Source organism: Streptomyces sp. NPDC045701, assembly GCF_056432045.1.
Window position 1 is genome coordinate 226,154 of the sequence record NZ_JBWKJV010000002.1, and the last position, 23,250, is coordinate 249,403.

General features: G+C 74.4%; 19 protein-coding genes. 14 read left to right on the forward strand and 5 right to left on the reverse strand.

Features of this window, described 5'->3' with window-relative positions; genetic code table 11:
* Positions 1–2: 2 nt before the first annotated feature.
* From AC07DW_RS03275 to AC07DW_RS03340, 14 genes are all read left to right on the forward strand, one after another.
* Entirely contained in the window at positions 3–884 is an 882-nt protein-coding gene (locus AC07DW_RS03275; RefSeq protein ID WP_478855896.1) for a carbohydrate ABC transporter permease, read from the forward strand.
* Positions 885–889: 5 nt separating this feature from the next.
* Positions 890–2,155 (forward strand): 6-phospho-beta-glucosidase, encoded by a 1,266-nt coding sequence (locus AC07DW_RS03280; RefSeq protein ID WP_478855897.1) that lies wholly within the window; start codon positions 890–892, stop codon positions 2,153–2,155.
* Entirely contained in the window at positions 2,146–3,126 is a 981-nt protein-coding gene (locus AC07DW_RS03285; RefSeq protein ID WP_478855898.1) for an N-acetylglucosamine kinase, read from the forward strand. The genes AC07DW_RS03280 and AC07DW_RS03285 overlap by 10 nt, the downstream gene beginning before the upstream one ends.
* A 169-nt stretch (positions 3,127–3,295) precedes the next feature.
* Positions 3,296–4,720, forward strand: a complete 1,425-nt coding sequence (locus AC07DW_RS03290; protein WP_478855899.1) for a hypothetical protein — start codon at positions 3,296–3,298, stop codon at positions 4,718–4,720.
* Between the two features lie 17 nt (positions 4,721–4,737).
* Positions 4,738–5,802, forward strand: coding sequence for a glutamate ABC transporter substrate-binding protein (locus AC07DW_RS03295; RefSeq protein ID WP_478855900.1), 1,065 nt, complete (start codon positions 4,738–4,740; stop codon positions 5,800–5,802).
* A 37-nt stretch (positions 5,803–5,839) separates the two neighbouring features.
* Complete coding sequence (locus tag AC07DW_RS03300; protein WP_478855901.1) at positions 5,840–7,111, forward strand: hypothetical protein; 1,272 nt, start codon at positions 5,840–5,842, stop codon at positions 7,109–7,111.
* Between the two features lie 41 nt (positions 7,112–7,152).
* The gene (locus AC07DW_RS03305; RefSeq protein WP_478856049.1) at positions 7,153–9,636 is read left to right on the forward strand and encodes a serine/threonine-protein kinase; all 2,484 of its coding nucleotides are present in this window, start codon (positions 7,153–7,155) and stop codon (positions 9,634–9,636) included.
* 3 nt (positions 9,637–9,639) lie between these two features.
* Positions 9,640–11,061, forward strand: a complete 1,422-nt coding sequence (locus AC07DW_RS03310; RefSeq protein ID WP_478855902.1) for a protein phosphatase 2C domain-containing protein — start codon at positions 9,640–9,642, stop codon at positions 11,059–11,061.
* A gap of 80 nt (positions 11,062–11,141) precedes the next feature.
* On the forward strand, positions 11,142–12,497 hold the full coding sequence (locus AC07DW_RS03315) for a vWA domain-containing protein (RefSeq protein WP_478855903.1): 1,356 nt from the start codon (positions 11,142–11,144) through the stop codon (positions 12,495–12,497).
* A 53-nt stretch (positions 12,498–12,550) separates the two neighbouring features.
* Positions 12,551–13,852: an FHA domain-containing protein gene (locus AC07DW_RS03320; protein ID WP_478855904.1), complete on the forward strand. Its 1,302-nt coding sequence runs from the start codon at positions 12,551–12,553 to the stop codon at positions 13,850–13,852.
* A gap of 78 nt (positions 13,853–13,930) precedes the next feature.
* Positions 13,931–14,335: a globin gene (locus AC07DW_RS03325; RefSeq protein ID WP_478855905.1), complete on the forward strand. Its 405-nt coding sequence runs from the start codon at positions 13,931–13,933 to the stop codon at positions 14,333–14,335.
* A 161-nt stretch (positions 14,336–14,496) separates the two neighbouring features.
* The gene (locus tag AC07DW_RS03330; RefSeq protein WP_478855906.1) at positions 14,497–14,844 is read left to right on the forward strand and encodes a hypothetical protein; all 348 of its coding nucleotides are present in this window, start codon (positions 14,497–14,499) and stop codon (positions 14,842–14,844) included.
* Positions 14,817–15,542, forward strand: a complete 726-nt coding sequence (locus AC07DW_RS03335; protein ID WP_478855907.1) for an ABC transporter ATP-binding protein — start codon at positions 14,817–14,819, stop codon at positions 15,540–15,542. Before AC07DW_RS03330 ends, AC07DW_RS03335 begins: the two co-directional genes overlap by 28 nt.
* A gap of 11 nt (positions 15,543–15,553) precedes the next feature.
* Positions 15,554–17,770: a hypothetical protein gene (locus AC07DW_RS03340; protein WP_478855908.1), complete on the forward strand. Its 2,217-nt coding sequence runs from the start codon at positions 15,554–15,556 to the stop codon at positions 17,768–17,770.
* Positions 17,771–18,036: 266 nt separating this feature from the next.
* On the opposite strand, the gene AC07DW_RS03345 is transcribed toward AC07DW_RS03340, so the two are convergent.
* The 5 genes from AC07DW_RS03345 to AC07DW_RS03365 form a co-directional block, all read right to left on the reverse strand.
* Complete coding sequence (locus tag AC07DW_RS03345; protein WP_478855909.1) at positions 18,037–18,696, reverse strand: DUF8010 domain-containing protein; 660 nt, start codon at positions 18,694–18,696, stop codon at positions 18,037–18,039.
* The gene (locus AC07DW_RS03350) at positions 18,693–19,133 is read right to left on the reverse strand and encodes an acyl-CoA thioesterase (RefSeq protein WP_478855910.1); all 441 of its coding nucleotides are present in this window, start codon (positions 19,131–19,133) and stop codon (positions 18,693–18,695) included. Before AC07DW_RS03350 ends, AC07DW_RS03345 begins: the two co-directional genes overlap by 4 nt.
* 10 nt (positions 19,134–19,143) lie before the next feature.
* Positions 19,144–20,808 (reverse strand): energy-dependent translational throttle protein EttA, encoded by a 1,665-nt coding sequence (ettA, locus tag AC07DW_RS03355; protein ID WP_478855911.1) that lies wholly within the window; start codon positions 20,806–20,808, stop codon positions 19,144–19,146.
* A 207-nt stretch (positions 20,809–21,015) separates the two neighbouring features.
* Complete coding sequence (locus tag AC07DW_RS03360; RefSeq protein ID WP_478855912.1) at positions 21,016–22,422, reverse strand: Cys-Gln thioester bond-forming surface protein; 1,407 nt, start codon at positions 22,420–22,422, stop codon at positions 21,016–21,018.
* A 265-nt stretch (positions 22,423–22,687) separates the two neighbouring features.
* A complete protein-coding gene (locus AC07DW_RS03365) occupies positions 22,688–23,149 on the reverse strand; it encodes a single-stranded DNA-binding protein (protein WP_478855913.1) in 462 nt (153 codons plus the stop codon).
* Positions 23,150–23,250 lie beyond the last annotated feature (101 nt).

A 23,250-nucleotide genomic window follows, 5' to 3' on the forward strand; every position in this document is an offset into this window, starting at 1 on the left:
CCATGACATACGTGCCCGACACACCGCCGAAGGTCACGCCGGCCGCGCGCGGCGCCCGGCGCAGGGCGGCGCTGCACTGGGTCGCCGTGCACGCGCTGGGCGTCGCCGCCGCGCTGTTCTTCGTGCTGCCGTTCGTCTTCCTGTTCCTCACGTCGCTGATGAGCGACGAGCAGGCACTCACCCGCGACCTCACCCCCGACACCTGGGAGTGGGGCAACTACACGCGCGTGTGGAACACGCCCGGCTTCCTCACCTGGTGGAAAAACACCCTGCTGTACGCCGGGCTCGGCACCCTGCTGACGGTCCTGTCGTCGCTGCCCGTCGCCTACGCGCTCGCGAAGTTCCGCTTCCGCGGGCGGCGGCTCGCGCTGATGCTGGTCATCTCGATGATGATGCTGCCACCGCAGGTGGTCATCATCCCGATGTACCTGTTCTGGGCGAAGCAGATGGACCTGTCCGGCTCGCTGTGGCCACTGATCATTCCCATGGCGTTCGGGGACGCGTTCTCCGTCTTCCTGCTGCGCCAGTTCCTCCTCACCATCCCGGACGAGTACCTGGACGCCGCGAGGGTCGACGGATGCGGCGAACTGAGGACACTCCTCCGGGTGGTTCTGCCGATGGCCCGGCCGGGTATCGCCGCGGTGGCGCTGTTCCAGTTCTTCTACGCCTGGAACGACTACTTCGGGCCGCAGATCTACGCCTCCGAGAACCCGGCCGCCTGGACCCTCAGTTACGGCCTGGAGTCCTTCAAGGGCGCGCACCACACCGACTGGAACCTGACCATGGCCGCGACCGTCCTCGTCATGGCCCCCGTGATCATCGTCTTCTTCTTCGCCCAGAAGGCGTTCGTCGAGGGCGTCACACTGACCGGAGTGAAGGGCTAGAGCGTATGAAGCTGGCTGTAGTCGGGGGCGGCTCCACCTACACCCCCGAGCTGATCGACGGGTTCGCGCGGCTGCGCGACACCCTACCCGTCGCCGAACTCGCCCTGGTCGACCCGGCCGCCGACCGGCTGGAGCTGGTCGGCGGGCTGGCCCGGCGGATCTTCGCCAGGCAGGGCCACCCAGGGCTGATCACGACCACGTCCGACCTGGACGCCGCCGTCGACGGCGCCGACGCCGTCCTGCTGCAACTGCGGGTCGGCGGGCAGGCGGCCCGGCAGCGCGACGAGACCTGGCCGCTGGAGTGCGGCTGCGTCGGGCAGGAGACGACCGGCGCGGGCGGGCTCGCCAAGGCGCTGCGCACCGTGCCGGTGGTGCTGGACATCGCCGAGCGAGTGCGGCGGGCCAATCCCCGTGCCTGGATCATCGACTTCACCAACCCGGTCGGGATCGTGACCCGGGCCCTGCTCCGGGCCGGGCACCGGGCCGTGGGGCTGTGCAACGTGGCCATCGGCTTCCAGCGGAGGTTCGCACGGCTGCTGGACGTCTCCCCGGACGCGGTGCACCTGGACCACGTGGGGCTCAACCACCTGACGTGGGAGCGCGGCGTGCGGCTCGGCGGTCCGGAAGGGGAGGACGTCCTGCCGAAGCTGCTCGCCGAGCACGGGGACGCCATCGCCGGCGACCTGCGGCTGCCGCGCGCCCTGCTCGACCGGCTGGGCGTCGTCCCGTCGTACTACCTGCGGTACTTCTACGCGCACGACGAGGTCGTCCGCGAGCTGGGCGGCAAGCCATCGCGGGCGGCCGAAGTGGCCGCGATGGAGCGGGAGCTGCTGGAGATGTACGGCGACCCGGCGCTGGACGAGAAGCCGGAGCTGCTCGCCCGGCGGGGCGGGGCGTTCTACTCGGAGGCGGCCGTGGACCTGGCGGCGGCGCTGCTCGGCGGCTCCGGGCCGGCGACGCAGGTGGTCAACACGTACAACCGGGGCACGCTGCCGTTCCTGCCGGACGACGCGGTGATCGAGGCGCAGGCGGCGGTGGACCCCTCCGGGGCCGTGCCGCTGCCCGTACCGGAGCTCGATCCGCTGTACGCGGGGCTCGTCGCGGGCGTCACGGCGTACGAGGACCTGGCGCTGGAGGCGGCGCTGCGCGGCGGGCGCGACCGGGTGTTCAGGGCCCTGCTGGCGCACCCGCTGATCGGCCAGTACACGATCGCCGACGGGCTGACCGACCGGCTGATCGCCCACAACCGGGAGCACCTCACGTGGGCGTGACGGCCGCCGTCCTCGCGATCGACGCGGGCAACAGCAAGTCGGACGTGGCGCTCGTCGGCGAGGACGGCTCCGTCCTGGGCACGTCACGCGGGCCGGGGTTCCAGCCCCCGCGGGTGGGCGTCGAAGCGGCGCTCGACGTGCTGGCGGACGCCGTGCGCGAGGCCCACGGGTCCGCGCGGGTGCCCGTAGGCCGCGTGCGGCACGTGTCGGCGTGTCTGGCCAACGCCGACTTCCCCTCGGAGGAGGCGGAGTTGGCGGCCGCCCTGCACGCGCGCGCGTGGGGGCGGACCGCCGAGGTGCGCAACGACACGTTCGCGATCCTGCGGGCGGGCGTCGACGAGCCGCGCGGTGTCGCCGTCGTGTGCGGCGCGGGCGTCAACTGCGTGGGCATGCTGCCGGACGGGCGGACCGCGCGGTTCCCCTCGATCGGCCGGATCTCCGGTGACTGGGGCGGGGGTTCGGGGCTGGCCGAGGAGGCGATGTGGTGCGCGGCGCGGGCGGAGGACGGACGCGGCGAGCCGACGGCGCTGGCCCGGGCCCTGCCGGAGCACTTCGGGCTGCCTTCGGTGTACGCGCTGGTCGAGGCGCTGCACCTGGGCCGGATCCCGGCCGAGCGGCGGCATGAGCTGACACCGGTGCTGTTCGCGGTGGGCGCGGGGGGCGACCCGGTCGCGCGGTCGCTGGTGGAGCGGCAGGCCGAGGAGGTGGTGGCCATGGCGACGGTCGCCCTGGACCGGCTCGGGCTGCTGGACGCGGAGGTCCCGGTGCTGCTGGGCGGCAGCGTCCTGGCGGCCCGGCACCCGCTGCTGAACGGGCGGGTCACCGAACTGCTGGCCGTCAAGGCCCCGAAGGCCGGCGTCCATGTGGTGACCGAGCCGCCGGTGCTGGGTGCGGCGCTGCTGGGCCTGGACCACCTGGGGGCGCCGGCCTCGGCACGGGACCGGCTGCGGGCGCACTGGGCGCGTCCCTGACGCGGAACCGCGGGGGAACCGACGGGTGTCGGCCGGCGTATACAGAAGGGGGAGAGCGAGGGGGGATGCGGCGGGGCGGCGGGCACGACAACCACAAGATCGGGTCAAGCCCGGTGTGAACGTCGGCCCCTCCAGCCATACTGCGGTGAGCGACCGAGGGGGAGGTCCCGTGACATACGCACCGGATGCGCCGGCCGTGCCGGGCGCCGCGCCGCCCGCACCCGGCGCGCCCGCACCCGCCGTGCTGCCGCCGGCTCCGCCGGCCTCGCCGGCGGGGCCGCCCGCCGGGCGGGGCGCGTGGGCCGAGGGTGCGGCGCGGCTGCGCGCCGCGGCGACGACCGAGCCGGGCCGGCTGCGGATCCTCGGTGCCGTACTGGCGGCGCTGGTCGTGGCGTTCGGGGCGGTCACCGCGTTCGAGGTCTCCGACCGGGCGGCGGCGGCCGACGACGTGGTGAGCCGCAGCCAGCCGCTGAGCGCGGACGCGGCCGACATCTACCGTTCGCTGGCGGACGCCGACACGGCGGCGGCGGGCGGCTTCCTGGCCGGCGCGCAGGAGCCCGCCGGCGTGCGCGAGCGGTACGAGAAGGACATCACCACCGCGTCGCGGCTGCTCCTCAAGGCGGCGGCCAACACGGAAGGTTCCTCCGCGTCCGCCCGCGACATCGCCACCCTCAACGAGTACCTGCCGCGCTACACGGGCCTGGTGGAGCGCGCCCGCGCGGCCAACCGGCAGGGCCTGCCCCTGGGCGGGGCGTACCTGCGGTACGCCAACCAGCAGATGAGCACCCGGATGCTGCCCGCCGCCGAGAGGCTGTACGAGGCGGAGACCGCGCGGCTCGGTCAGGACGACCGGGACGCCCGGACGTGGCCGTTCCTCTCGCTCGGTGCCGGGATCGTGGCGCTGGCCGCCCTGCTGTGGGCGCAGCGCCGCACGTACCTGCGCACCAACCGGGTGTTCAACCAGGGCCTGCTGGCCGCCACGGCCGCGTCCGCGGTGCTGCTGCTGTGGCTGGTGGCCGGGCACGGGGTGGCGCGGGCGGAACTGACCGAGGCGAGGGCGCACGGCCAGGATTCGCTCGAGGTGCTGAACGAGGCGCGGATCAACTCCCTGAAGGCCCGCGCCAACGAGAACCTGACCCTGGTCGCCCGTGGCGCGGTGCTGACCGCAGACGGCAGGAGCGACAAGTATGAGACGGACTACGCCACGGGGATGGGCCGGCTGACCGGCGCGCTCACCCGGGCGGGCGGGCTCGCCGACGACCGTGCGGGCGGCGACCCGGTCGCGGACGCCGCGCGGCGCGTGGTGGAGTGGCGGCAGCGGCACAAGGCCGCGCGTGAGACGGACGACGGCGGCGACTACGCGGGCGCGCTCGCCAGGGTGATCGGCGCGAATGACTCCACCGGGGAGTCCTTCGACGAGGTGGACGCGGCGCTGGAGAAGGCCCTGGACCATGAGCAGGGCGAGTTCACCAGGGCCGCCGAGGACGGCCGGGGCGCGCTGACCGGCCTGCCGGCCGGGGCCGCCGCCCTGGCCGTGATGGCCGCCGCCGGGGCCGTCGTGGGCGTCAACCGCAGGCTGTCGGAGTACCGGTGAGGGCGAGGGGAGGCACGATGAAGGGCACCGACGGGACGCACGCCGTCGACGGCACGGCCCCCGGCACCCGAACAGGCACCCGGACGGGCGGGCGGCGGGGCGGCCGGCTGCGGGGCTGGGGCGGAGTCGCGGCGATGGCCGCCGCCTGCGGGCTGACCGCCACGCTGACCCTGATACCGCTGTCCCGGGGCGACCTGGCGACCGACCGGGTGTCCGGCGCGGGCAGCGTCCTGCCCGTCAGGGCAGACACGTGCCGTGACCCGGAGGCCTCTCTTCCACCGTCCACCGCGGACGGGCCGGCCGTCGACGCCGTCAAGGCGCGCGGGAGGCTGATCGTCGGCGTGGACCAGAACAGCTACCGGTGGGGGTACCGCGACCCGGCGACCGGCAGGCTGGAGGGGTTCGACATCGACCTGGCCCGAGCGATCGCCGAGGACCTCCTCGGCAGCCGGGACGCCGTCGTCTTCCGCGCCATCCCCACCAATCAGCGGATCGCCGCCCTGGAGAACGGGACGGTCGACCTGGTGGTGCGGACGATGACCATCAACTGCAAGCGCGTCGGGCAGGTAGCCTTCTCCACCGCCTACTTCCAGGCCGGGCAGCAGGTCCTCGCGCCGGAGGACTCCCCGATCACGGGGTACGACTCCTCGCTCAGGGGCAGGCGGGTCTGCTCGGCGGAGGGCTCGACGGCGTACGAGGCGCTGGAGAGGCAGTCGTTCGGCGCCCTCTTCCGGGACGCGCACGAGGACTCCCCCGAGGACGAGGACGTCCACACCGTGCCCAACCAGCTGGACTGCCTCGTGCGGCTCCAGCTGGGCGAGGTCGACGCGGTGGTGACCGACAACGCGCTGGCCGCCGGTCAGGCGGCGCAGGACCCGGCCGTCACACTGAAGGGCAGGCCGTTCACGACCGAGTACTACGGCGTGGCCGCGAAACTCGGCAACGACGACCTGGTGCGGCGGGTCAACCAGGTGCTCGTCGACTACCGCAAGGGGCCCTGGATGAAGGCGTACGACCGGTGGCTGCGCTCCGACCTGCCCGGCATAACCGGGCCGCCCGCGCCGAAGTACCGCACCAACTGATGCGCTGTCCGTGCCCGTACGAGTGGAGAGGTGATCGATGGGCGTCACGGGACCCCCTGGGCCGGTGATGGACCGGGACGAGGTGGACCGTGCGCTGGCGCGGCTCGGGGCGGAGCACAAGGCGGTCGAGGACTCGCTGCTCGCCCTCCAGGACCACGCGGGCCGCAGGCTCCTCGAAGGGGCCGAGCTGACCGGTACGACCAAGGACCGCTGGGCCGCCACGGAGCGGACGATCACCCTGCTGTGGACGTACTTCGACGCGTACACGGCGGCGTTGCGCGAGGCGCGAGAGGTGCGCTCCCGGCGCCGGTGGCCCGGCCGCGAGGAGCTGGCCGAGCTGACCGAGCTGCTGCGCGGCGACAGTGTGACGGTGTCGGGCTCGCCGGCCAAGCTGGCCGAGCGGTTCACGCTGGAGCGGCTGGTGGACCGGATGAACGAGCTGTACGCGAGCTCGCTCGACATGGTGGTGACTGCGGACGCGGTGTGGTCGGCGCTCCCGGCGCGGATAGACCTGCTGGCGGCCGAGCTGCACCGCACCCGTTCGCTGGCGCACTCGGTGGGCGTACGACCCGGTGAGCACCCGGCCGGGGACGACCTGGAGGCCATCACGGAGGAGCTGGCGTCGCTGCGGGCGCGGGTGGTGTCCGACCCGCTGGCGTTCTGGCGCCCGGCGATGGGCAGTTCGGCGCCCGGGGGCGGGCGGCCGGACACGGACCGGTACGACCGGGCCGCCCGCGCGCTGGAGGACGTGCGCCGCGAGATCGAGGCGGTGCTCCAGGTACGGCAGGACTCGGAGGCGCGCCTGCTGCGGCTGAGGGACGTCCTGTCGCGCGCCGACCGGACGCTGGCGGAGGCGCGGGCGGCGCGGGGCGAGGTGCTGGCGAAGATCGCCGCGTCGGAGGTGCCGGTGGTGAGCGGCCCGCCGACCGCGCTCCAGGAACGGCTGGCGACGGCCGCCGAGTACCGGCGGCACGCCCGGTGGCACCGGCTGTCGCCGCTGCTGGAGGCGCTGGAGCGGGAGGCGGAGGACGAGCTGATGCGGGCGCGCGAGCAGTTGACGGCGGTCACCGCGCCGCTCGCGGTGCGGGCGGAGCTGCGCGGCCGGCTCGACGCGTACAGGGCGAAGGTCGCCCGGCACGGCATGGCGGAGGATCCGCTGCTGGTCGAGCGGTACGACGTGGCGCGCCGGATGCTGTGGAGCGCCCCGTGCGACCTGCGGGTCGCCGAGCAGGCGGTGCTGCGCTACCAGCGGCTGGCGGCGGAAGTGCTGTCCGGGGCGGGGCCCGTGGACCGTGGGGGGAGCCAGTGAGGACGTGTCAACGGCCCGGCTGCGAGGGCTCGTACGAGGACATGGGCGACGGTGAGCTGTACTGCGACACGTGCGGCCTGGCGCCCGTCGTCTCGCCCTCGGGGATGGTGTCCTCGCCGCCCACGGGGATCGCGGGCGGCGGGACGGGCTCCACCGGCGGATCCCGGTCGTCGTCCCGTTCGTCGCGGCGCTCGGTGTCGGGGCGGCTGTCGCGTTCGGTGCCGGGCGGGACGGGGTCGTCCCGGTCGGTGTCGGTGCGCAGCTCCGGGTCCCCCACCGGCCGGTCGGAGCGGGGCAGGCTGGGTGCCGGGCTGGTGTCGATCCCCGCGGTGCCGCGCCCCGACCCCCGGTCGGTGGTGATGGCGGACCCGCAGGTGCCCGAGCGGAAGCGATTCTGCTCGCGGTCCGACTGCGGGGCGCCGGTCGGGCGGGCGCGCGGTGACCGGCCGGGGCGTACGGAGGGCTTCTGCACCAGGTGCGGTCACCCCTACTCGTTCGTGCCGAAGCTGCGCGCGGGTGACGTGGTGCACGGCCAGTACGAGGTGGCCGGGTGCCTGGCGCACGGCGGGCTGGGCTGGGTGTACCTCGCCGTGGACCGGGCGGTGTCCGACCGGTGGGTGGTCCTGAAGGGCCTGCTGGACACCGGCGACCAGGACGCGATGGCGGCGGCGATATCGGAGCGGCGGTTCCTCGCGGAGATCGAGCACTCCAACATCGTCCGCATCTACAACTTCGTGGAGCACCTGGACCAGCGGACGGGTTCGCTGGACGGGTACATCGTCATGGAGTACGTCGGCGGCAAGTCCCTGAAGGACATCGCCAACGAGCGGCGGGGACCGGGCGGGCGGCGCGACCCGCTGCCGGTGGAGCAGGCGTGCGCGTACGGCATCGAGGCGCTGGAGGCGCTCGGGCACCTGCACAGCCGGAACCTGCTGTACTGCGACTTCAAGGTCGACAACGCGATCCAGACCGAGGACCAGCTGAAGCTGATCGACATGGGCGCGGTGCGGAGGACGGACGACGACGAGTCCGCCATCTACGGCACGGTCGGCTACCAGGCGCCGGAGGTGGCGGAGGCCGGCCCGTCGGTCGCGTCGGACCTGTACACGGTCGCGCGGACGCTGGCGGTGCTGACGTTCGACTTCCAGGGCTACACGAACGTGTTCGTGGACTCGCTGCCGGACCCGGACAACATCGAGGTGTTCCGGAGCTACGAGTCGTTCTACCGGCTCCTGGTGCGGGCGACCGACCCGGACCCGGCGCGCCGGTTCGCCTCGGCGCAGGAGATGTCCGACCAGCTCACGGGCGTGCTGCGGGAGGTGGTGGCCCTCCGGACGGGCCGTCCCCGCCCCGCCCTGTCGACGCTGTTCGGCCCGGAGGTGCGCGTGACGGACACGGAGCTGTTCGCCACCGGTGACGGCGACGTGTCGGTGCTGGGCGCGCGGAAGGTGCCGAAGGGGCTCGGGCTCCTCGGTGGTGGGCGCGGCCGCGGGCCGGTGGCCGTTCCCGCCCCGCGGACGGCTCCGGCGGGCACCGCGACGGGCGCCGCCCCGGGTGCCGCACCGGCGGGTGCCGCACCGGCGCCTTCGTCCACGCCGCTGCTCGCGCCGCTCGACGCCCGCGCCATCGCGCTGGCGCTGCCCGTGCCGCATGTCGACACCGCCGACCCGAACGCCGGGTTCCTGGCCGGCCTGATGGCGTCCGCGCCCGCCGAGCTGATCTCGGCCCTGCGCACCGCCCCGGCCAGCTCCCTCGAACTGCGGCTGCGGGAACTGCGCGCCCGCCTCGACATGGGGGAGGCCGGCTCGGCGGTGCGGGCGCTGGAGACGCTGGAGGAGCGGCACCCCGGCGACTGGCGGGTCGTCTGGTACCGCGGCGTCGTGTCCCTGGCGACCGGCGACCACGAGCACGCCGCGCTGTCGTTCGACGCGGTGTACGACGCGTTCCCCGGTGAGCCGGCGCCGAAGCTGGCGCTGGGCGTGTGCGCCGAGGTGCTGGGCCAGCTGGACAACGCGGCCGAGTACTACCGGCTGGTGTGGACGACGGATCCGGGCTACGTGAGCGCAGCGTTCGGCCTGGCGCGGGTGCGGCTGGCCGCCGGCGACCGCGCCGGGGCCGTGTGCGCGCTGGAGTCGGTGCCCGAGGCGTCGATCCACTACACGGCCGCGCGCGTGGCGGCCGTACGGGCCCGGCTGCGGCGGCGCGGCGAGCGGGAGCCGCTGGCCGGCGACCTGACAGCGGCGGCCGCACAGGTGTCCGCGCTCCAGCAGTTCGGACTGGACGCGGTGCGGCGCGAGCAGTTGTCCACAGAGGTGCTGGGCAAGGCGCTGGACTGGGTACTCTCCGGTAGTCCCGGAGCGGGCACCGCACGGACCCCGCTGCTGGGCAGCGAACCGGACGAGCGGTCCCTGCGTCTCGGACTGGAACGCTCCTACCGGGTGCTCGCCCGGCTCGCTCAGCGCGGCGAGGAGAGGATCGACATGGTGGAGCGGGCGAACCGCTTCCGCCCCCGGACATGGGTGTGATTGATGTCGCAGAGGCACCAGCTGTCCGCCTGCCCCGGCTGCGAGGAGCCGCTGGAGCCGGGCGACCTGTTCTGTGGTGCGTGCGGGTACGACCTGTCGGCCGTACCGCCGCCGCCGGAGGACAGTCCGACCGTGATCATGGGCTCCCCCGCGGCCGGCGCCGCGTGGCCCCCGGGCCCGGCCGTGCCCGGCCGGGAGCGGCCGGGCGGTGATCCGCCGGGTGGCCCGGCTGTGCGGTTCGACGCCCGCGCCGCGGGCGACGCCGGCGACTTCGAACTGCCGGCCCCCGCGGCGCCGCCCGCGCCCGGGACGGCCGCCGAGCCGTGGGGCCCCGGCGCCCCGGTGCCCCCGCCCGCCCCGGGAGCCGCCCCGGAGGCCGCCGCCGGACAGGGCCCCGCGCCCGCCGGGACGCCCGCGGGTGAGCCGTCCGCCGGGGCCGGCGGGGCGCCCGATCCGCGGGCGGTGGAGCACACGGCGACCCCGCCGACCGGGACCCGGCTGTGCGTGGCCTGCCGGGCCGGGCACGTGGACCCGGACGGGTACTGCGAGAACTGCGGGCACGCGCAGCCGCGGGACCGGGACCACATGGAGGAGGAGCTCGGCGCGGTCGCCGCCGTCAGCGACCGGGGGCTGCGCCATCACCGCAACGAGGACGCGTTCGCCGTCTCCTCGACGGCCCTGCCGGACGGTTCGCCGGCCGTCGTCGCGATCGTCTGCGACGGGGTGTCGTCGGCGACCCGCCCCGACGAGGCGTCGGCGGCCGCGGCGGCCGCCGCCAACGAGTCGCTGCTGGCCTCCCTCCCGCGCGGTACGCATCCGCAGACGGCGATGCACGACGCCATCGTCGCGGCCTCCGAGGCCGTCAACGCCCTCGCGGGCGGCGACGGCGGCCGGGACGGCGACGCCATGGAGCACGACCCGCACCGCCACCAGAACGCCCCGGCGTGCACGCTCGTCGGAGCGGTCGTCGCGAACGGCCTGCTGGTGGTCGGCTGGGTCGGCGACAGCCGCGTCTACTGGGTGCCGGACGACCGCAGCGGGCCGCCCGCCCGGCTCACCGAGGACGACTCGTGGGCCGCGCAGATGGTCGCGGCCGGCCTGATGAACGAGGCGGAGGCGTACGCGGACGAGCGCGCCCACGCCATCACCGGCTGGCTGGGGGCGGACGCGTACGAACTGGACCCGCACACCGCCGCGTTCAAGCCGGACCGTCCGGGCGTCGTCGTGGTGTGCACGGACGGCCTGTGGAACTACGCGGAGGGGGCGGGGGACATGGCGCGGATCGTGCCGCCGGACGCGGCCGACCGCCCGCTGCACGGCGCCCAGGTCCTCGTGGGGCACGCGCTCGACGGGGGCGGGCACGACAACGTAACAGTGGCCGTCGTGCCGTTCGCCATGACGCCCGGAGGGGCAGGATCGGCCTGACCGTTTCGCCCGACGACCAGCCCCCCGTTCCCTTGTGTCCGTTGTGCGGGAGCCAGTCCACGTCCTGAGGAGCCGATCAGATGGCGAACTTCTCGAAGTCGACCGTGCCGCAGTTCTCGGTGGACGTGTACCAGAACGAGTTCCTGCCGGAGGGCGGGCGCGAGGTCAACGCGATCGTCACGGTCACCTCGACGGGCGGCGGCACCGGCGGAGGGGTGCCGCCGGCCGGGGCGTCGGCCACCGCCGCCATACCGGGGCGCACGCCGTCCGCCGCCGTCGTGATCATGGTGGACTGCTCCGGCTCCATGGAGTACCCGCCGACGAAGATGCGCAACGCTCGCGACGCCACGGCCGCCGCGATCGACACCCTGCGCGACGGCGTGGCCTTCGCGGTGGTCGCGGGCACCCACGTCGCGGACGAGGTGTATCCGGGCGGCGGGCGGCTGGCCGTCGCCGACCCGCGCACCCGCGCCCGGGCGAAGGAGGCGCTGCGCGGGCTGAGCGCCGGGGGTGGCACCGCGATCGGTACGTGGCTGACGCTCGCCGACCGGCTCCTGGCGTCCGCCGACGTACCGATCCGGCACGGCGTCCTGCTCACCGACGGCCGCAACGAGCACGAGTCGCCGGGCGACCTGCGGGCCGCCCTCGACGCCTGCGCCGGCCGCTTCACCTGCGACGCCCGCGGTGTCGGCACGGACTGGGAGGTCAAGGAGGTCACCGGGATCGCCTCGGCGCTGCTCGGTACGGCCGACATCGTCGCCGATCCGGCGGGCCTGGCCGCGGACTTCGCGCGGATGATGGAGAACGCGATGGGCAAGGAGGTCGCCGGCGTCGCGCTGCGCCTGTGGACACCGGTGGGCGTGGAGATCGTCTTCGTGAAGCAGGTGGCGCCGGCCGTGGAGGAGCTGACGGACCGGCGCACCAAGGTGGGACCGCGGGCGGGCGACTATCCGACCGGGTCGTGGGGCGACGAGGCCCGCGACTACCACGTGTGCGTGCGGGTGCCGGAGGCCGGGATCGGGCAGGAGATGCTCGCGGCACGGGTCTCGCTGGTCGTCCCCGACCCGGCGGGCGGTACGCCGCGGCCCCTGTCGCAGGGTCTGGTACGGGCGGTGTGGACGGACGACATGGCGGCCTCCACCTCCATCAACCACCAGGTCGCGCACTACACGGGTCAGGCTGAACTGGCACAGGTCATCCAGCAGGGGCTCGATGCCCGCAAGTCGGGTGATTTCGACGGCGCGACGGCGAAACTCGGCCGCGCCGTGCAGCTGGCGGCCGCCTCCGGCAACGCGGACACCGCGAAACTCCTTTCGAAGGTGGTGGACGTGGTCGATGCGGCGACGGGTACTGTGCGACTGAAGGCGAAGGTCGCGGAAGCGGACGAGATGACGCTCGAGACGCGCTCCACCAAGACCGTTCGCGTGAGGAAATAGGTCACGATCTGCTCGGCCCGCGCGGCCGGACGAGGAGAGGGGGAAGCGCCGACATGCCGACCTGCCCGAACGGACACCAGTCGGGTTCCGACGACTGGTGCGAGGTCTGCGGACACCGCATGGCCGGGGCGGGCGCGCCTGCGGGTGCCGTTCCGCCGCCGCCTCCCCCGCCACCGCCCGCGTACGGCTATCCCGGTCCGGGCGGTCCGGGCGGCGCTCCCGGTGGCCCCGGGGGCTTCGCCGGCGGCGACCCCGACGCCACCGCCCAGGCGGAGCTGTGCCCGCAGTGCCGCACCCCGCGTGAGGCCATGGCGCCGTTCTGCGAGGAGTGCCGGTGGAACTTCCTCACGAACACCGCGACTTCGTACACCCCCGTCGCACCGCCCCCGGGCCCGGGTGGCCAGGGCCGTCCCGGCGGTCCCGGCGGTCCGCCGCCCGGGATGAACCTGCCGCCCGGCTTCCGGTCGCAGCCGCAGGCACCCTCCACGCCGCAGGCGCCGCGCCCGCCGGACCCGTTCGACTACCAGGGCTCGCGCCCGTCGCGGATGAACCGCCCGGCCGAGCCGCTGCCGCCCGAGCCCTCGACGCCCCAGCGACCGCCGCACGGCGCGCCGCAGGGTCCGCCGCCGGTGCCCCAGGCGTTCCAGCAGCCTCCCGGCCCGCCCCGGCCGCCCCAGGCGTTCCAGCAGCCGGGTCCGCCGCCCGCGCCGCAGCCCCAGTCCCCCTCGCAGCCGCAGGAGCCGCAGCCGGCCGGCGGCGGGGACGACTGGATGCTGCCGCCGCCCGCGCAGCAGCGCCCCCCGGCGCCGCAGCAGCACGCACCCCGGCCGCCGGCACCGCAGCAGCACGCACCGCAGCCCCAGCCCCCGCAGCAGCCTCAGCGACAGGCACCGCAGGCACCGCACGCGGAGGGCCCCCCGCCCCCGCAGTACCAGGCGGCGCCCGCGGGCTGGACGGCGGTCGTGGCGCCCGACCGCGCGTACTTCATGGCGATGATGCAGCGCAGCGGCCCCGAGGCCGCGGGGCTCAACCTGCCCGCCTACTCCCCCGAGCAGCGGCTGGCGCTGTCCGGGAACCAGGTCAGCATCGGCCGCCGCCGGCACTCCACGGGCGAGTCCCCCGACATCGACCTGTCCGTACCGCCGGAGGACCCGGGCGTCTCGCACCAGCACGCCGTGCTGGTGCAGCAGCCCGACGGCTCCTGGGCGGTCGTCGACCAGAACTCCACCAACGGCACCACGCTCAACGGCGCCGAGGACCCGATCCAGCCCTATGTGCCCGTCCCGCTCAAGGACGGCGACCGGGTGCACGTGGGCGCCTGGACGACGATCACGATCCAGCGGGGCCGGCCGTAGCCCGGTCCCGGACGCACCGGCCGAGGACCGGGTCCTAGGGCCCGGGTCCTCGGCCGGTGCGTCTGAGACGATGGAGTCGTGAATGAGATTCCGCGCGGCACGCTTCAGGAGCAGACCTTCTACGAGCAGGTCGGCGGCGAGCCCACCTTCCGGCGCCTCGTCCACCGTTTCTACGAGGGGGTGGCCGGCGACCCCCTGCTGCGGCCGATGTACCCGGAGGAGGACCTCGGTCCGGCCGAGGAGCGGCTGGTGCTGTTCCTGATGCAGTACTGGGGCGGCCCCCGCACCTACAGCGACAACCGCGGTCACCCGCGCCTGCGGATGCGGCACGCCCCGTTCACCGTGGACCGCGCGGCGCACGACGCCTGGCTGAAGCACATGCGGGCGGCGGTCGACGAGCTCGGCCTGTCCGAGGATCACGAGCGGACCCTGTGGAACTACCTGACGTACGCCGCCGCGTCGATGGTCAACACCCCCGACTGAGCCGCGCGTACGCTCCGTGACCGGCAAGTGACAGAAAAGGTTCCGGCCAACTCTTCCCCACCCCGCCCCCTGGGCCCCTCCGACCACCTAAGTTCACAGCCGCAACACTTCGAACGGGCATCCGCAGCCGGCGGGTGCCCCTCGTCTTGTGGAGGTGCGACGTGCGACGGAGGACCATGCGGCTGGGTGCCGTGGCGATCGCGACGGTCACGGCCCTGCTCGGTGCCGGTACCGCTTTCGGCGACGCGTTCTACGTCTACGAGGGCGAGGACTTCGGCTACATCGGCGGGGACCACAAGTACGCCGGGGTCTGCGACCGCGAGTACGACGGCTTCAACGTGTACGTCAACTTCAAGCGCACCACGCCCAACACCGTCGTGCGCATGGAGGAGCCGAACGGCTACTGCCGGACCTCCACGACGGGGACGTACTCGATCTACACCATGCAGACGTGCGAGAACCGTCCGCTGATGACGGACGCGTGCTCCAGCTGGCAGCGGCACCCCTGACCGTCATGGCCGCACCGACCGTGATGGTCTCCGGGCTGACCTGCGAGCTCGGCGGCCGCACCCTGCTGCGCGACGCCGCGATGACCGCCCGCGCCGGGGAGTCCGTCGCCGTCACGGGCCCCAGCGGCAGCGGCAAGTCCACCCTGCTCTCCTGCCTCGCCGGGCTGCACCGCCCGCGGGCCGGGACCGTCCGGGTGTGCGGGACCGACACCGCCGGGCTGCGGCCGGCCAGGGCGGCGGCGTGGCGGCTGAACACCCTGGGCTTCATCTACCAGTTCGGGGAGCTGCTGCCCGAGCTGAGCGCCGTCGAGAACACCGCACTGCCGCTGCTGATCGCCGGGAGGGGCCGCCGGGAGGCGTACGGGACGGCCCAGCGGCTGCTGGGCGAGCTGGGTGTCGGCGCGGTGGCGGACTCACCGGCGGGTGTCCTGTCCGGCGGGGAGCGCCAGCGGGTCGCGGTGGCCCGCGCGCTGTCGACCCGGCCGCCGCTGATCCTCGCCGACGAGCCGACCGGGGCGCTCGACGAGCGCGCCACGGACGACGTCTGCGCGCTGCTGTTCGGGCTGCCCGTCCGGTACGGCTGCACGCTGGTCGTCGTCACGCACAATCCGGTGGTCGCCTTCTACGCCGACCGGCGACTCACCCTGAGGGACGGCGCCCTGCACGACACCACCAACACCACGGCGGCCGGCACGTGAGCCTCCGGCGAGTGAGCCGCGTCCGGCGGCGCGGCGCGACCGCGCAGCTCCTCGCCACCGGCCGGCGCGCCTCGTCCGGCGCGGCCCGCCGGCACGATCCGCGGCTGATCGTGCAGGCACTGTGCCTGGTACTCACCGGGATGGCGGCGGCCCTGCTGGTGTGGAGCGCGCAGGCGGTCCACACCGTGTACGAGGGGCGGGAGGCCCGGATCGCGGCCCGTACGCCGGTGGCCGCCGCGCCGGGCGCGCGGCCGGCCGCCTGGTGGAGCCAGAGCGACGACAGCTGGCGGGAGTGGGACTTCTCGGTGGTGTACGTCGAGCCCGCCGTGCCGTCGGCACCGCCGCCGCCCGGCCTGCCCCGCTGGCCCGGGCCGGGCGAGGCGTTCGTGTCACCGGCGCTGCTCGACCGCATGCCGCCGGCCGCCACCCGGTACGGCAGGCTCGCCGGCACGGTGGCACGGGAGGGGCTGGCCGACTCCGGTGAGCTCTTCGTGTACGCCCGCCCGCCGTCCGGCCTGCGGATCCAGGGGTACGAGACGACCCTGGGGATCAGCGGCTTCGGCGTCCGGCGGGCGGCCGCCGACCCCTACTTCGTCAGCCAGTCGTTCGACCGGCCGGAGAGCGACCTGTACTGGCTGATGGCCCCCCAACTCGGGCTGCCCGTCGCCGTCCTGCTGATCGTCGCCTCCCGGCTCGGGGCCCGGCAGCGGGACCGGCGGCTGGCGGTGCTCCACGCGATCGGCGCCGGCCGTTCCGTGCGCGCGCGGATCGCGGCCGGCGAGTGCGTACGCCCGCTGGGTGCCGGGGTTCTGCTCGCGGGCGTACCACTGATGGCGGTCACGCTGACCGGCGTAAGGCTGCCGCTGACGGGTTACGCGGTGCCGGCCGCCGATCTGGCGCCGCTGCGGTGGCAGTTCCCGCTCGCGCTGGTCTTCGCGTGGGCGGCCCTCGGCCTGCTGTTCGCCGCGCTGCACCTGCGGGTGCGCCCCGCCGGGTCCGGGCGGCCCCGGGCGGTGCGGCGCCTGCCGGCGGCCTGGCCGGGCGTCCTGTGCCTGACCGGCGGCCTGGCCGTGGTCTCCGGGGCGGCGGCCGGCCGGGCGACGGGCACCCGGCTGTTCGTCCTGGGCACGACCCTGATGCTCGTCGGGCTGCCGCCGCTCCTGGGGCGGGCGGCGGCGCGGGTCTCCGTGCGGCTGACCGCGCGCGGCACGGGCGACGCGGCGCGGCTGGTCGGCGGGCGCTGGGCGGCCGCCCATCCCGGGGTGATCGCCCGGGCGGGCGCGGCGCTCGTCGTGATGCTGGGGCTGGCCGCCCAGGCCCTGGTGATGGTGACCGACCTGACGGACGCGGCCAGGAACGCCACCGTACTGGGCCGGCGGCTGGACGACCGTCTGCTGGAGGTCCGCAGCGCGCCCGCCGACGAACGGGCGCACGCCCGGTTCGTGGCCGCCCTGGCCCCGGGCGACCGGGTGTTGCGCGTGGTGCCGGGCGGTGACCCGTCCGGTACCGGCGGGCCGCCCGTGCTCGTCGGCGACTGCGGCGACCTGGCCGCCCTGGGGACCATGCGGTCCTGCCCGCGTGAACGTGCCGTACCGGCGCACGAGGTCTACCGGGAGCGCACGCCCCGCACCGAGGCGCTGCGCTGGATGGGCTTCGGTCCCGTCCACCTCCGGGCGGCCGGCTCCCGCCCCGGGCCGGCGGCGGAGCGGGGGCCCCTCGTCGTCCTGACGAGCGGGCCGGAGGGGCGTGAGCGGGCCGAGCGGGCCGCCCGCGCGACCCTGCCGCTCCCCCACGTCGGTGTGCCGGGGGACGACAACGTCATCGGCGGCCGGGCCCGCGCGCGGCAGGCCGACTGGGTGCTGCTCGTGGCGGCCGTCGGGTTCCTGCTGCTGGCGCTCACCGGGGCGGCCGGGCTGCTGCACGCCTTCCTCGACCGGGCCGACGAACTGCGGTTGCTGGCCGGGTACACCTCGGGCGTGCGGTTCCACCTGTGGGTCGCGTGGTGGGGCATGGGCGTCCCGATGGCCTGTGCGCTGGGGCCGGCCGCGTTGTTCGCGGGGCTGCTCGCCGGGGTGAACCTCGGTTTCCTGTCGCCGTCGGGGAGTTCGCCGCTCGGGCTGCTCGGCGGGGGGCTGGCGGTGGCGCTGGCGGTGTGCGCGGCGGCGACCGTGGGGGGCGGGCTGCTGGCGGCCAGGTTCACGCACCAGTGGGTGCCGCGCGGCGACTGAACCGTCCGGAACCGCACGCGGAACGGTTCCGGACGCCGGAAAAACGGTCAGGACCGGTCAGGTCCCGCCCCGCGGACGGTCGTTCGGCCGGGCCCGGCATGCGGGCGGGCGAGGTCCGGCGCTCGGCGGCCATCCGCGACGGCCGTACGGCGTCGGAGGTGCCGCGGCACGGAGGACGCCGCGCGGGGGCCGGGAGTCGATGGTGGCCCGCGCGTGCGCCACCTCGGACGGCGCCCCGTGACCCGGTGCGGGATCCGCCGCGGCGGTCAGACCGCGGTGACGGTCAGTCCGGTGCCGAGGCCGGTCCTGCGGACGGCGACCGACCCGTAGGGGCTGCGCAGCCGGAGCCACGACCCGGTGGCGAGCAGGGCGACGGGCACGTCGTGCGGGGGCAGGAAGCCCAGCGACTGGGCGGCGTGCACGGCGCGCAGCGGAAGGCCGGTCGCGCCGAGGGTCCGGGACCAGATGTCCCGGCCGATCCGGTCGCGTTCGGCGCGGGTGCGCCGCTCGGCGGGCAAAGCACCGTCCCGCTCCCGGAACTCGGCCACCGCGGCGGCGACCGCCGCGCGCAGCCCGGCGGCGTCCGGCAGCCCGGGGACCTCGTGCCAGCCGGCGCGCGGGGGCAGGACGCCCGCCCACGGGGGGCCGGTGACGGGGGCGGGCACCATGGCCTTGCCCGCCGACTCCTCGATGCCGTCGAGGAGTTGCCCCGCGGAGACGGTGACGTCCAGCGGTGTGTCGTCCAGGAGCGCCGCCGTCCGGACGGCGAGGACCTCGAAGGACGGCGGCCGTCCGAACACGGCCAGGGCGCCGCCGCCGGCCTGGAGGCGGACGGCGGCGGCCCGGTCGTAGTGGATCAGCCGGGCGAGGAAGGCGGCCAGATCGGCCGCCTCCCTGGCGTCGGCGAAGTGCAGCGGCGGAGTCATGCCGCGGTGGCCTCACCCGGGGAGCGCATGCCGTCGTCCACGTACTCCTCCAGGAAGGACCGCTCCTCCGCCGTGATACGGCGGGGGCGCTGGGCCTCCAGGTCGAACGGCACGACGACCGTCGAGGCCCGCACGTACACCTGGTCCGGGTCCTTGATCTCGTACGCGATCGTCAGCGACGCCGCGCCGATCTTGGTGACCCACGACTCGATGGTCACCGGCTCGTGCCGGTGGACCAGCGGCCGCAGGTAGTCGATCTCGTGCCGGGCCACGACGGACCCGCCGGAGAACGAGGGGGAACCGTCCCCCGGCGCGAGCCGGAACATGAAGTCGATCCGCGCCTCCTCCAGGTAGCGGAGGAAGACCACGTTGTTGACGTGCCCGAAGGCGTCCATGTCCGACCAGCGCAGGGGACAGCTGTAGAAGTGACGGGCCACGGTCGCCGCCTCAGCCCCGGGTCAGCTTCTTGTACGTGGCGCGGTGCGGGCGGGCCGCGTCCGCGCCGAGGCGCTCGATCTTGTTCTTCTCGTACGACTCGAAGTTGCCCTCGAACCAGAACCACTTGGAGTCGCCCTCGTAGGCCAGGATGTGCGTGGCCACCCGGTCGAGGAACCAGCGGTCGTGGGAGACGACCACGGCCGCGCCCGGGAACTCCAGCAGCGCGTTCTCCAGCGACGACAGGGTCTCGACGTCGAGGTCGTTGGTCGGCTCGTCGAGGAGCAGCAGGTTGCCGCCCTGCTTGAGGGTCAGCGCCAGGTTCAGGCGGTTGCGCTCACCGCCGGACAGGACACCGGCCGGCTTCTGCTGGTCCGGGCCCTTGAAGCCGAACGCGGACACGTAGGCGCGGGACGGCATCTCGACCTGGCCGACGTTGATGTAGTCCAGTTCGTCGGAGACGACGGCCCACAGCGTCTTCTTGGGGTCGATGTTGGCGCGGCTCTGGTCGACGTAGGAGATCTTGACCGTGTCGCCGACGCGGATCGAGCCGGAGTCCGGCTCCTCCAGGCCCTGGATCATCTTGAACAGCGTGGTCTTGCCGGCGCCGTTGGGGCCGATGACGCCGACGATGCCGTTCCGCGGGAGGCTGAAGCTCAGGTCGTCGATGAGGACCTTGTCGCCGAAGGCCTTGTTGAGGTTCTCGACCTCGACGACGACGCTGCCCAGACGCGGGCCCGGCGGGATCTGGATCTCCTCGAAGTCCAGCTTCCGCATCTTGTCGGCCTCGGCGGCCATCTCCTCGTACCGGGCGAGCCGGGCCTTGGACTTGGCCTGGCGTCCCTTGGCGTTGGAGCGGACCCACTCCAGCTCTTCCTTGAGCCGCTTCTGGCGCTTGGCGTCCTTCTGGCCCTCGACCTTCAGGCGCGAGGCCTTGTTCTCCAGGTAGGTGGAGTAGTTGCCCTCGTAGGGGTGGGCGCGGCCGCGGTCGAGCTCCAGGATCCACTCGGCGACGTTGTCGAGGAAGTACCGGTCGTGGGTGATGGCGACGACGGTGCCGGCGTACTTGGCGAGGTGCTGCTCCAGCCACTGCACCGACTCGGCGTCCAGGTGGTTGGTGGGCTCGTCGAGCAGCAGCAGGTCGGGGGCCTCCAGCAGCAGCTTGCAGAGCGCGACGCGGCGCTTCTCACCACCGGAGAGGTTGGTCACGGCCCAGTCGCCGGGCGGGCAGCCCAGGGCGTCCATGGCCTGCTCCAGCTGGGCGTCGAGGTCCCACGCGTTGGCGTGGTCCAGCTCCTCCTGGAGCTTGCCCATCTCCTCCATCAGCGCGTCGGTGTAGTTCGTGGCCATCTCCTCGGCGATGGCGTTGAACCGGTCGAGCTTGCCCTTGATCGCACCCACACCGTCCTGGACGTTCTCCAGGACCGTCTTGGACTCGTCCAGCGGCGGCTCCTGGAGCAGGATGCCGACGGTGTAGCCGGGCGACAGGAAGGCGTCGCCGTTGGACGGCTGCTCCAGACCGGCCATGATCTTCAGCACGGTCGACTTACCGGCGCCGTTCGGGCCGACCACACCGATCTTCGCACCGGGCAGGAAGCTCAGCGTCACGTCATCGAGGATGACCTTGTCGCCGTGCGCCTTGCGCGTCTTGCGCATCGTGTAGATGTACTCAGCCAAGAGAAACCGTCCGGCAGTCCGTGAGTGGGCAGATACACCCCATCTTGCCTGACGTCCACCCCGCGAAGGAAACCAGTAAGGCCCGGGGCCGGCTCCGTGGACCCACCGCCGGGGGGCGCCGTAGCCGCCCGGTCACCAACGGTGTCGCGGCCGTCGGTGCTCCGCCGCCTCCCGCCACCCCCGGCGGAGATGGCGGGAGGCGGCGGGTCAGTCCTCGGCGCCGGGGGCCGTCTTCCCGCGGAGGAGGAACACGGCGGCCCCGCCGACGACCAGCATCGCCAGCGCGATGCCCGCGATCATGGGGGTGGCGCCGGAGGCCCCGGTCTCGGCGAGGTCCGGTCCGTCCTGTGCCGAGACGGGGCCGGAGGAGGTGCCGCCGGCGGACAGGGCGCTGGGCCCGGCCCCCTGCGGGCCGGTCATGGCGGCGGTCGCGCCACCGGTCGTCCGGCAGTCGAGGATGCCCCGGAACGTCCGGTGCAGGCCGCCGGGGCCGGTGATGGTGAACTCGTACGCCTGGTCCTCGGCCACCGGGACGGTGAACGTCCCGGACCCGCCGGCCGCGACGGTGTGCGTGCGGCCCATCAGCTCGAAGGTGAACGGGGCGTCGCCCTTGTTCACGGCGGTGACGTCCACGCCGCCCTCGGCGCAGTTCTTCCGGGCCGAGAGCGCCGGGATGGCGCCCGAGGCGGCCCAGGTGGCCGTGGCGGTGGCGGAGACCGTCGACTGGCTGGAGCCGGCCAGGATCTGCGTCTGGCTCTTGGTGACCCCGGCGAAGACCCGGCCGACCGGCACGGACGTGGTGGCCTGCACGGTCAGGGCGGCGGAGCCGTCGGCGGCCCCGGCCGGCACGTCGAAGTACAGCCGGCTGCCGTCGGCCGCCGAGACGACCGGCGCGCCCTTGGCGTCGGTGATCCGGATGCCGCTGGCCGCCGCGTCGGCGGGCGGGGTCACCGTGACGCGGTCGGCCTCGGTGCGCACGGTCACCGGGCCGATCCGGGTCCCGGCCGGACCGGACACGGCGCCGGGCCGCAGGCTGAGCGACGCGCCGGGCTCGGCACTGTTCTCGGCCTGCTTCTCCAGCCAGTCCGCGAGTTTCTCGGCCGCCGGGTCGAGCGCCTGGACCTGGGCGTCGTCGGAGTAGCGCCAGATGGCGACCTGGGTGCCCGCGGCGGCGGTGCCGGCGGTCAGCGGGCCCGTGCCGGCGTTCTTCGCCAGCCCCACCAGGTCGTCGACCCGGGGGTAGGAGTGCTGGAGGATCCACCGGATCCGGCCCGCGTCCTCGTTGCCGCCGAGCGAGGTCTGGTCCCAGGACGTCTCCAGGTACCGGGCCTTCTCCTGGGTGGGGTTGTGGAGGTCCACGCAGTAGGTCTTGAGGGTTCCGCCGCCGTCGACGGTCATCTCGAACAGCCCGGCCGGGATCTCCTGCTTCTCGCCGTCGACGCGGAGCACCGCCTGGTCGAAGGTGGTCAGCCCGTTGAGGGTGGCGGAGGCACCGCCCTGGTGCTGAGGCGCCTCGTCGGCCGAGGCGGCGGACGTCCCGGTTATGACCCCCCCGACGACCAGCCCGGAGGTCACGACCGCGGCGAGGACGCGGGCGGGACCCCTCCTCCGCATCCGTACAGCAAACCCAGCAAACACAGACTTCCCCTCCGGGCGAGACCTCGGCGCGTGTGGCGCGTGGGGGGAGTGCCTCGCCTGCCGACTCAAGTGCCCCGTGAGTACCCGGGAATCCTAAGGAGGCGACCCAGCACAGTCCCCTGTCATACCGTCAGACAACCATTCCGACTCGGAATCGTTATCGCGAGCGCGTGTCGTACGACACGCGCTCGCCGAATCTCCACATCACCGCACCACACGGTGCCGTCGCCCTGACACAACGTCACGACACCAGCTCCGCCGGGCGCTTCGCACCGTCGCCGCCTCCTCCTCCGTCGGCGGCCGCCTCACCGGCGGCGTCCGGCCGATCCGCCGCGCGCGGCTCCGCCTTCAGCACCCTCCGGAAGGCGGAGGTCCCGCGCGACAGATCGTGACCCACCGCCGACGCGTCGATGTCCACGAACGTCCTGCGCTGACCGTCCCGGTCCTCCTCCCGCACCCTCAGCCGGCCGTGGACGACCAGCGGGTCCCCCACCGACACCGACGCCGCCAGGTTGGCGCCGAGCGCCCGCCACGCGCTCACCGTGTAGAAACTGGTGTGCCCGTCGACCCAGGCCGCCCTCTCGCGGTCCCAGCGGCGCGCGGTGGCCGCGAACCGGAACCTCGCCAGGCCCCCCGAAGCCGTGTCGCGGTAGTCGACGCTCGTCGCCACATTGCCCACCACGGTCACCGTCGTGTCGTTCATGACACCCACCCCTCCCGGTCGTCCTGCTGACGAAGCCCATGCTGAACCGGCTGCCGGAAACCCGCTCGGCCCTGTGGACGACCCCCCGGTGGTGGACAACT

Excerpts from the sequence above, each read along its gene's own strand:
- AC07DW_RS03275 (WP_478855896.1), top strand. The coding sequence starts at position 3 with ATGACATACGTGCCCGACACACCGCCGAAGGTCACGCCGGCCGCGCGC.
- AC07DW_RS03280 (WP_478855897.1), top strand. The coding sequence starts at position 890 with ATGAAGCTGGCTGTAGTCGGGGGCGGCTCCACCTACACCCCCGAGCTG.
- AC07DW_RS03295 (WP_478855900.1), top strand. The coding sequence starts at position 4,738 with ATGAAGGGCACCGACGGGACGCACGCCGTCGACGGCACGGCCCCCGGC.
- AC07DW_RS03300 (WP_478855901.1), top strand. The coding sequence starts at position 5,840 with ATGGGCGTCACGGGACCCCCTGGGCCGGTGATGGACCGGGACGAGGTG.
- AC07DW_RS03305 (WP_478856049.1), top strand. The coding sequence starts at position 7,153 with ATGGGCGACGGTGAGCTGTACTGCGACACGTGCGGCCTGGCGCCCGTC.
- AC07DW_RS03310 (WP_478855902.1), top strand. The coding sequence starts at position 9,640 with ATGTCGCAGAGGCACCAGCTGTCCGCCTGCCCCGGCTGCGAGGAGCCG.
- AC07DW_RS03315 (WP_478855903.1), top strand. The coding sequence starts at position 11,142 with ATGGCGAACTTCTCGAAGTCGACCGTGCCGCAGTTCTCGGTGGACGTG.
- AC07DW_RS03320 (WP_478855904.1), top strand. The coding sequence starts at position 12,551 with ATGCCGACCTGCCCGAACGGACACCAGTCGGGTTCCGACGACTGGTGC.
- AC07DW_RS03345 (WP_478855909.1), bottom strand. The coding sequence starts at position 18,696 with ATGACTCCGCCGCTGCACTTCGCCGACGCCAGGGAGGCGGCCGATCTG.
- AC07DW_RS03360 (WP_478855912.1), bottom strand. The coding sequence starts at position 22,422 with ATGCGGAGGAGGGGTCCCGCCCGCGTCCTCGCCGCGGTCGTGACCTCC.
- AC07DW_RS03365 (WP_478855913.1), bottom strand. The coding sequence starts at position 23,149 with ATGAACGACACGACGGTGACCGTGGTGGGCAATGTGGCGACGAGCGTC.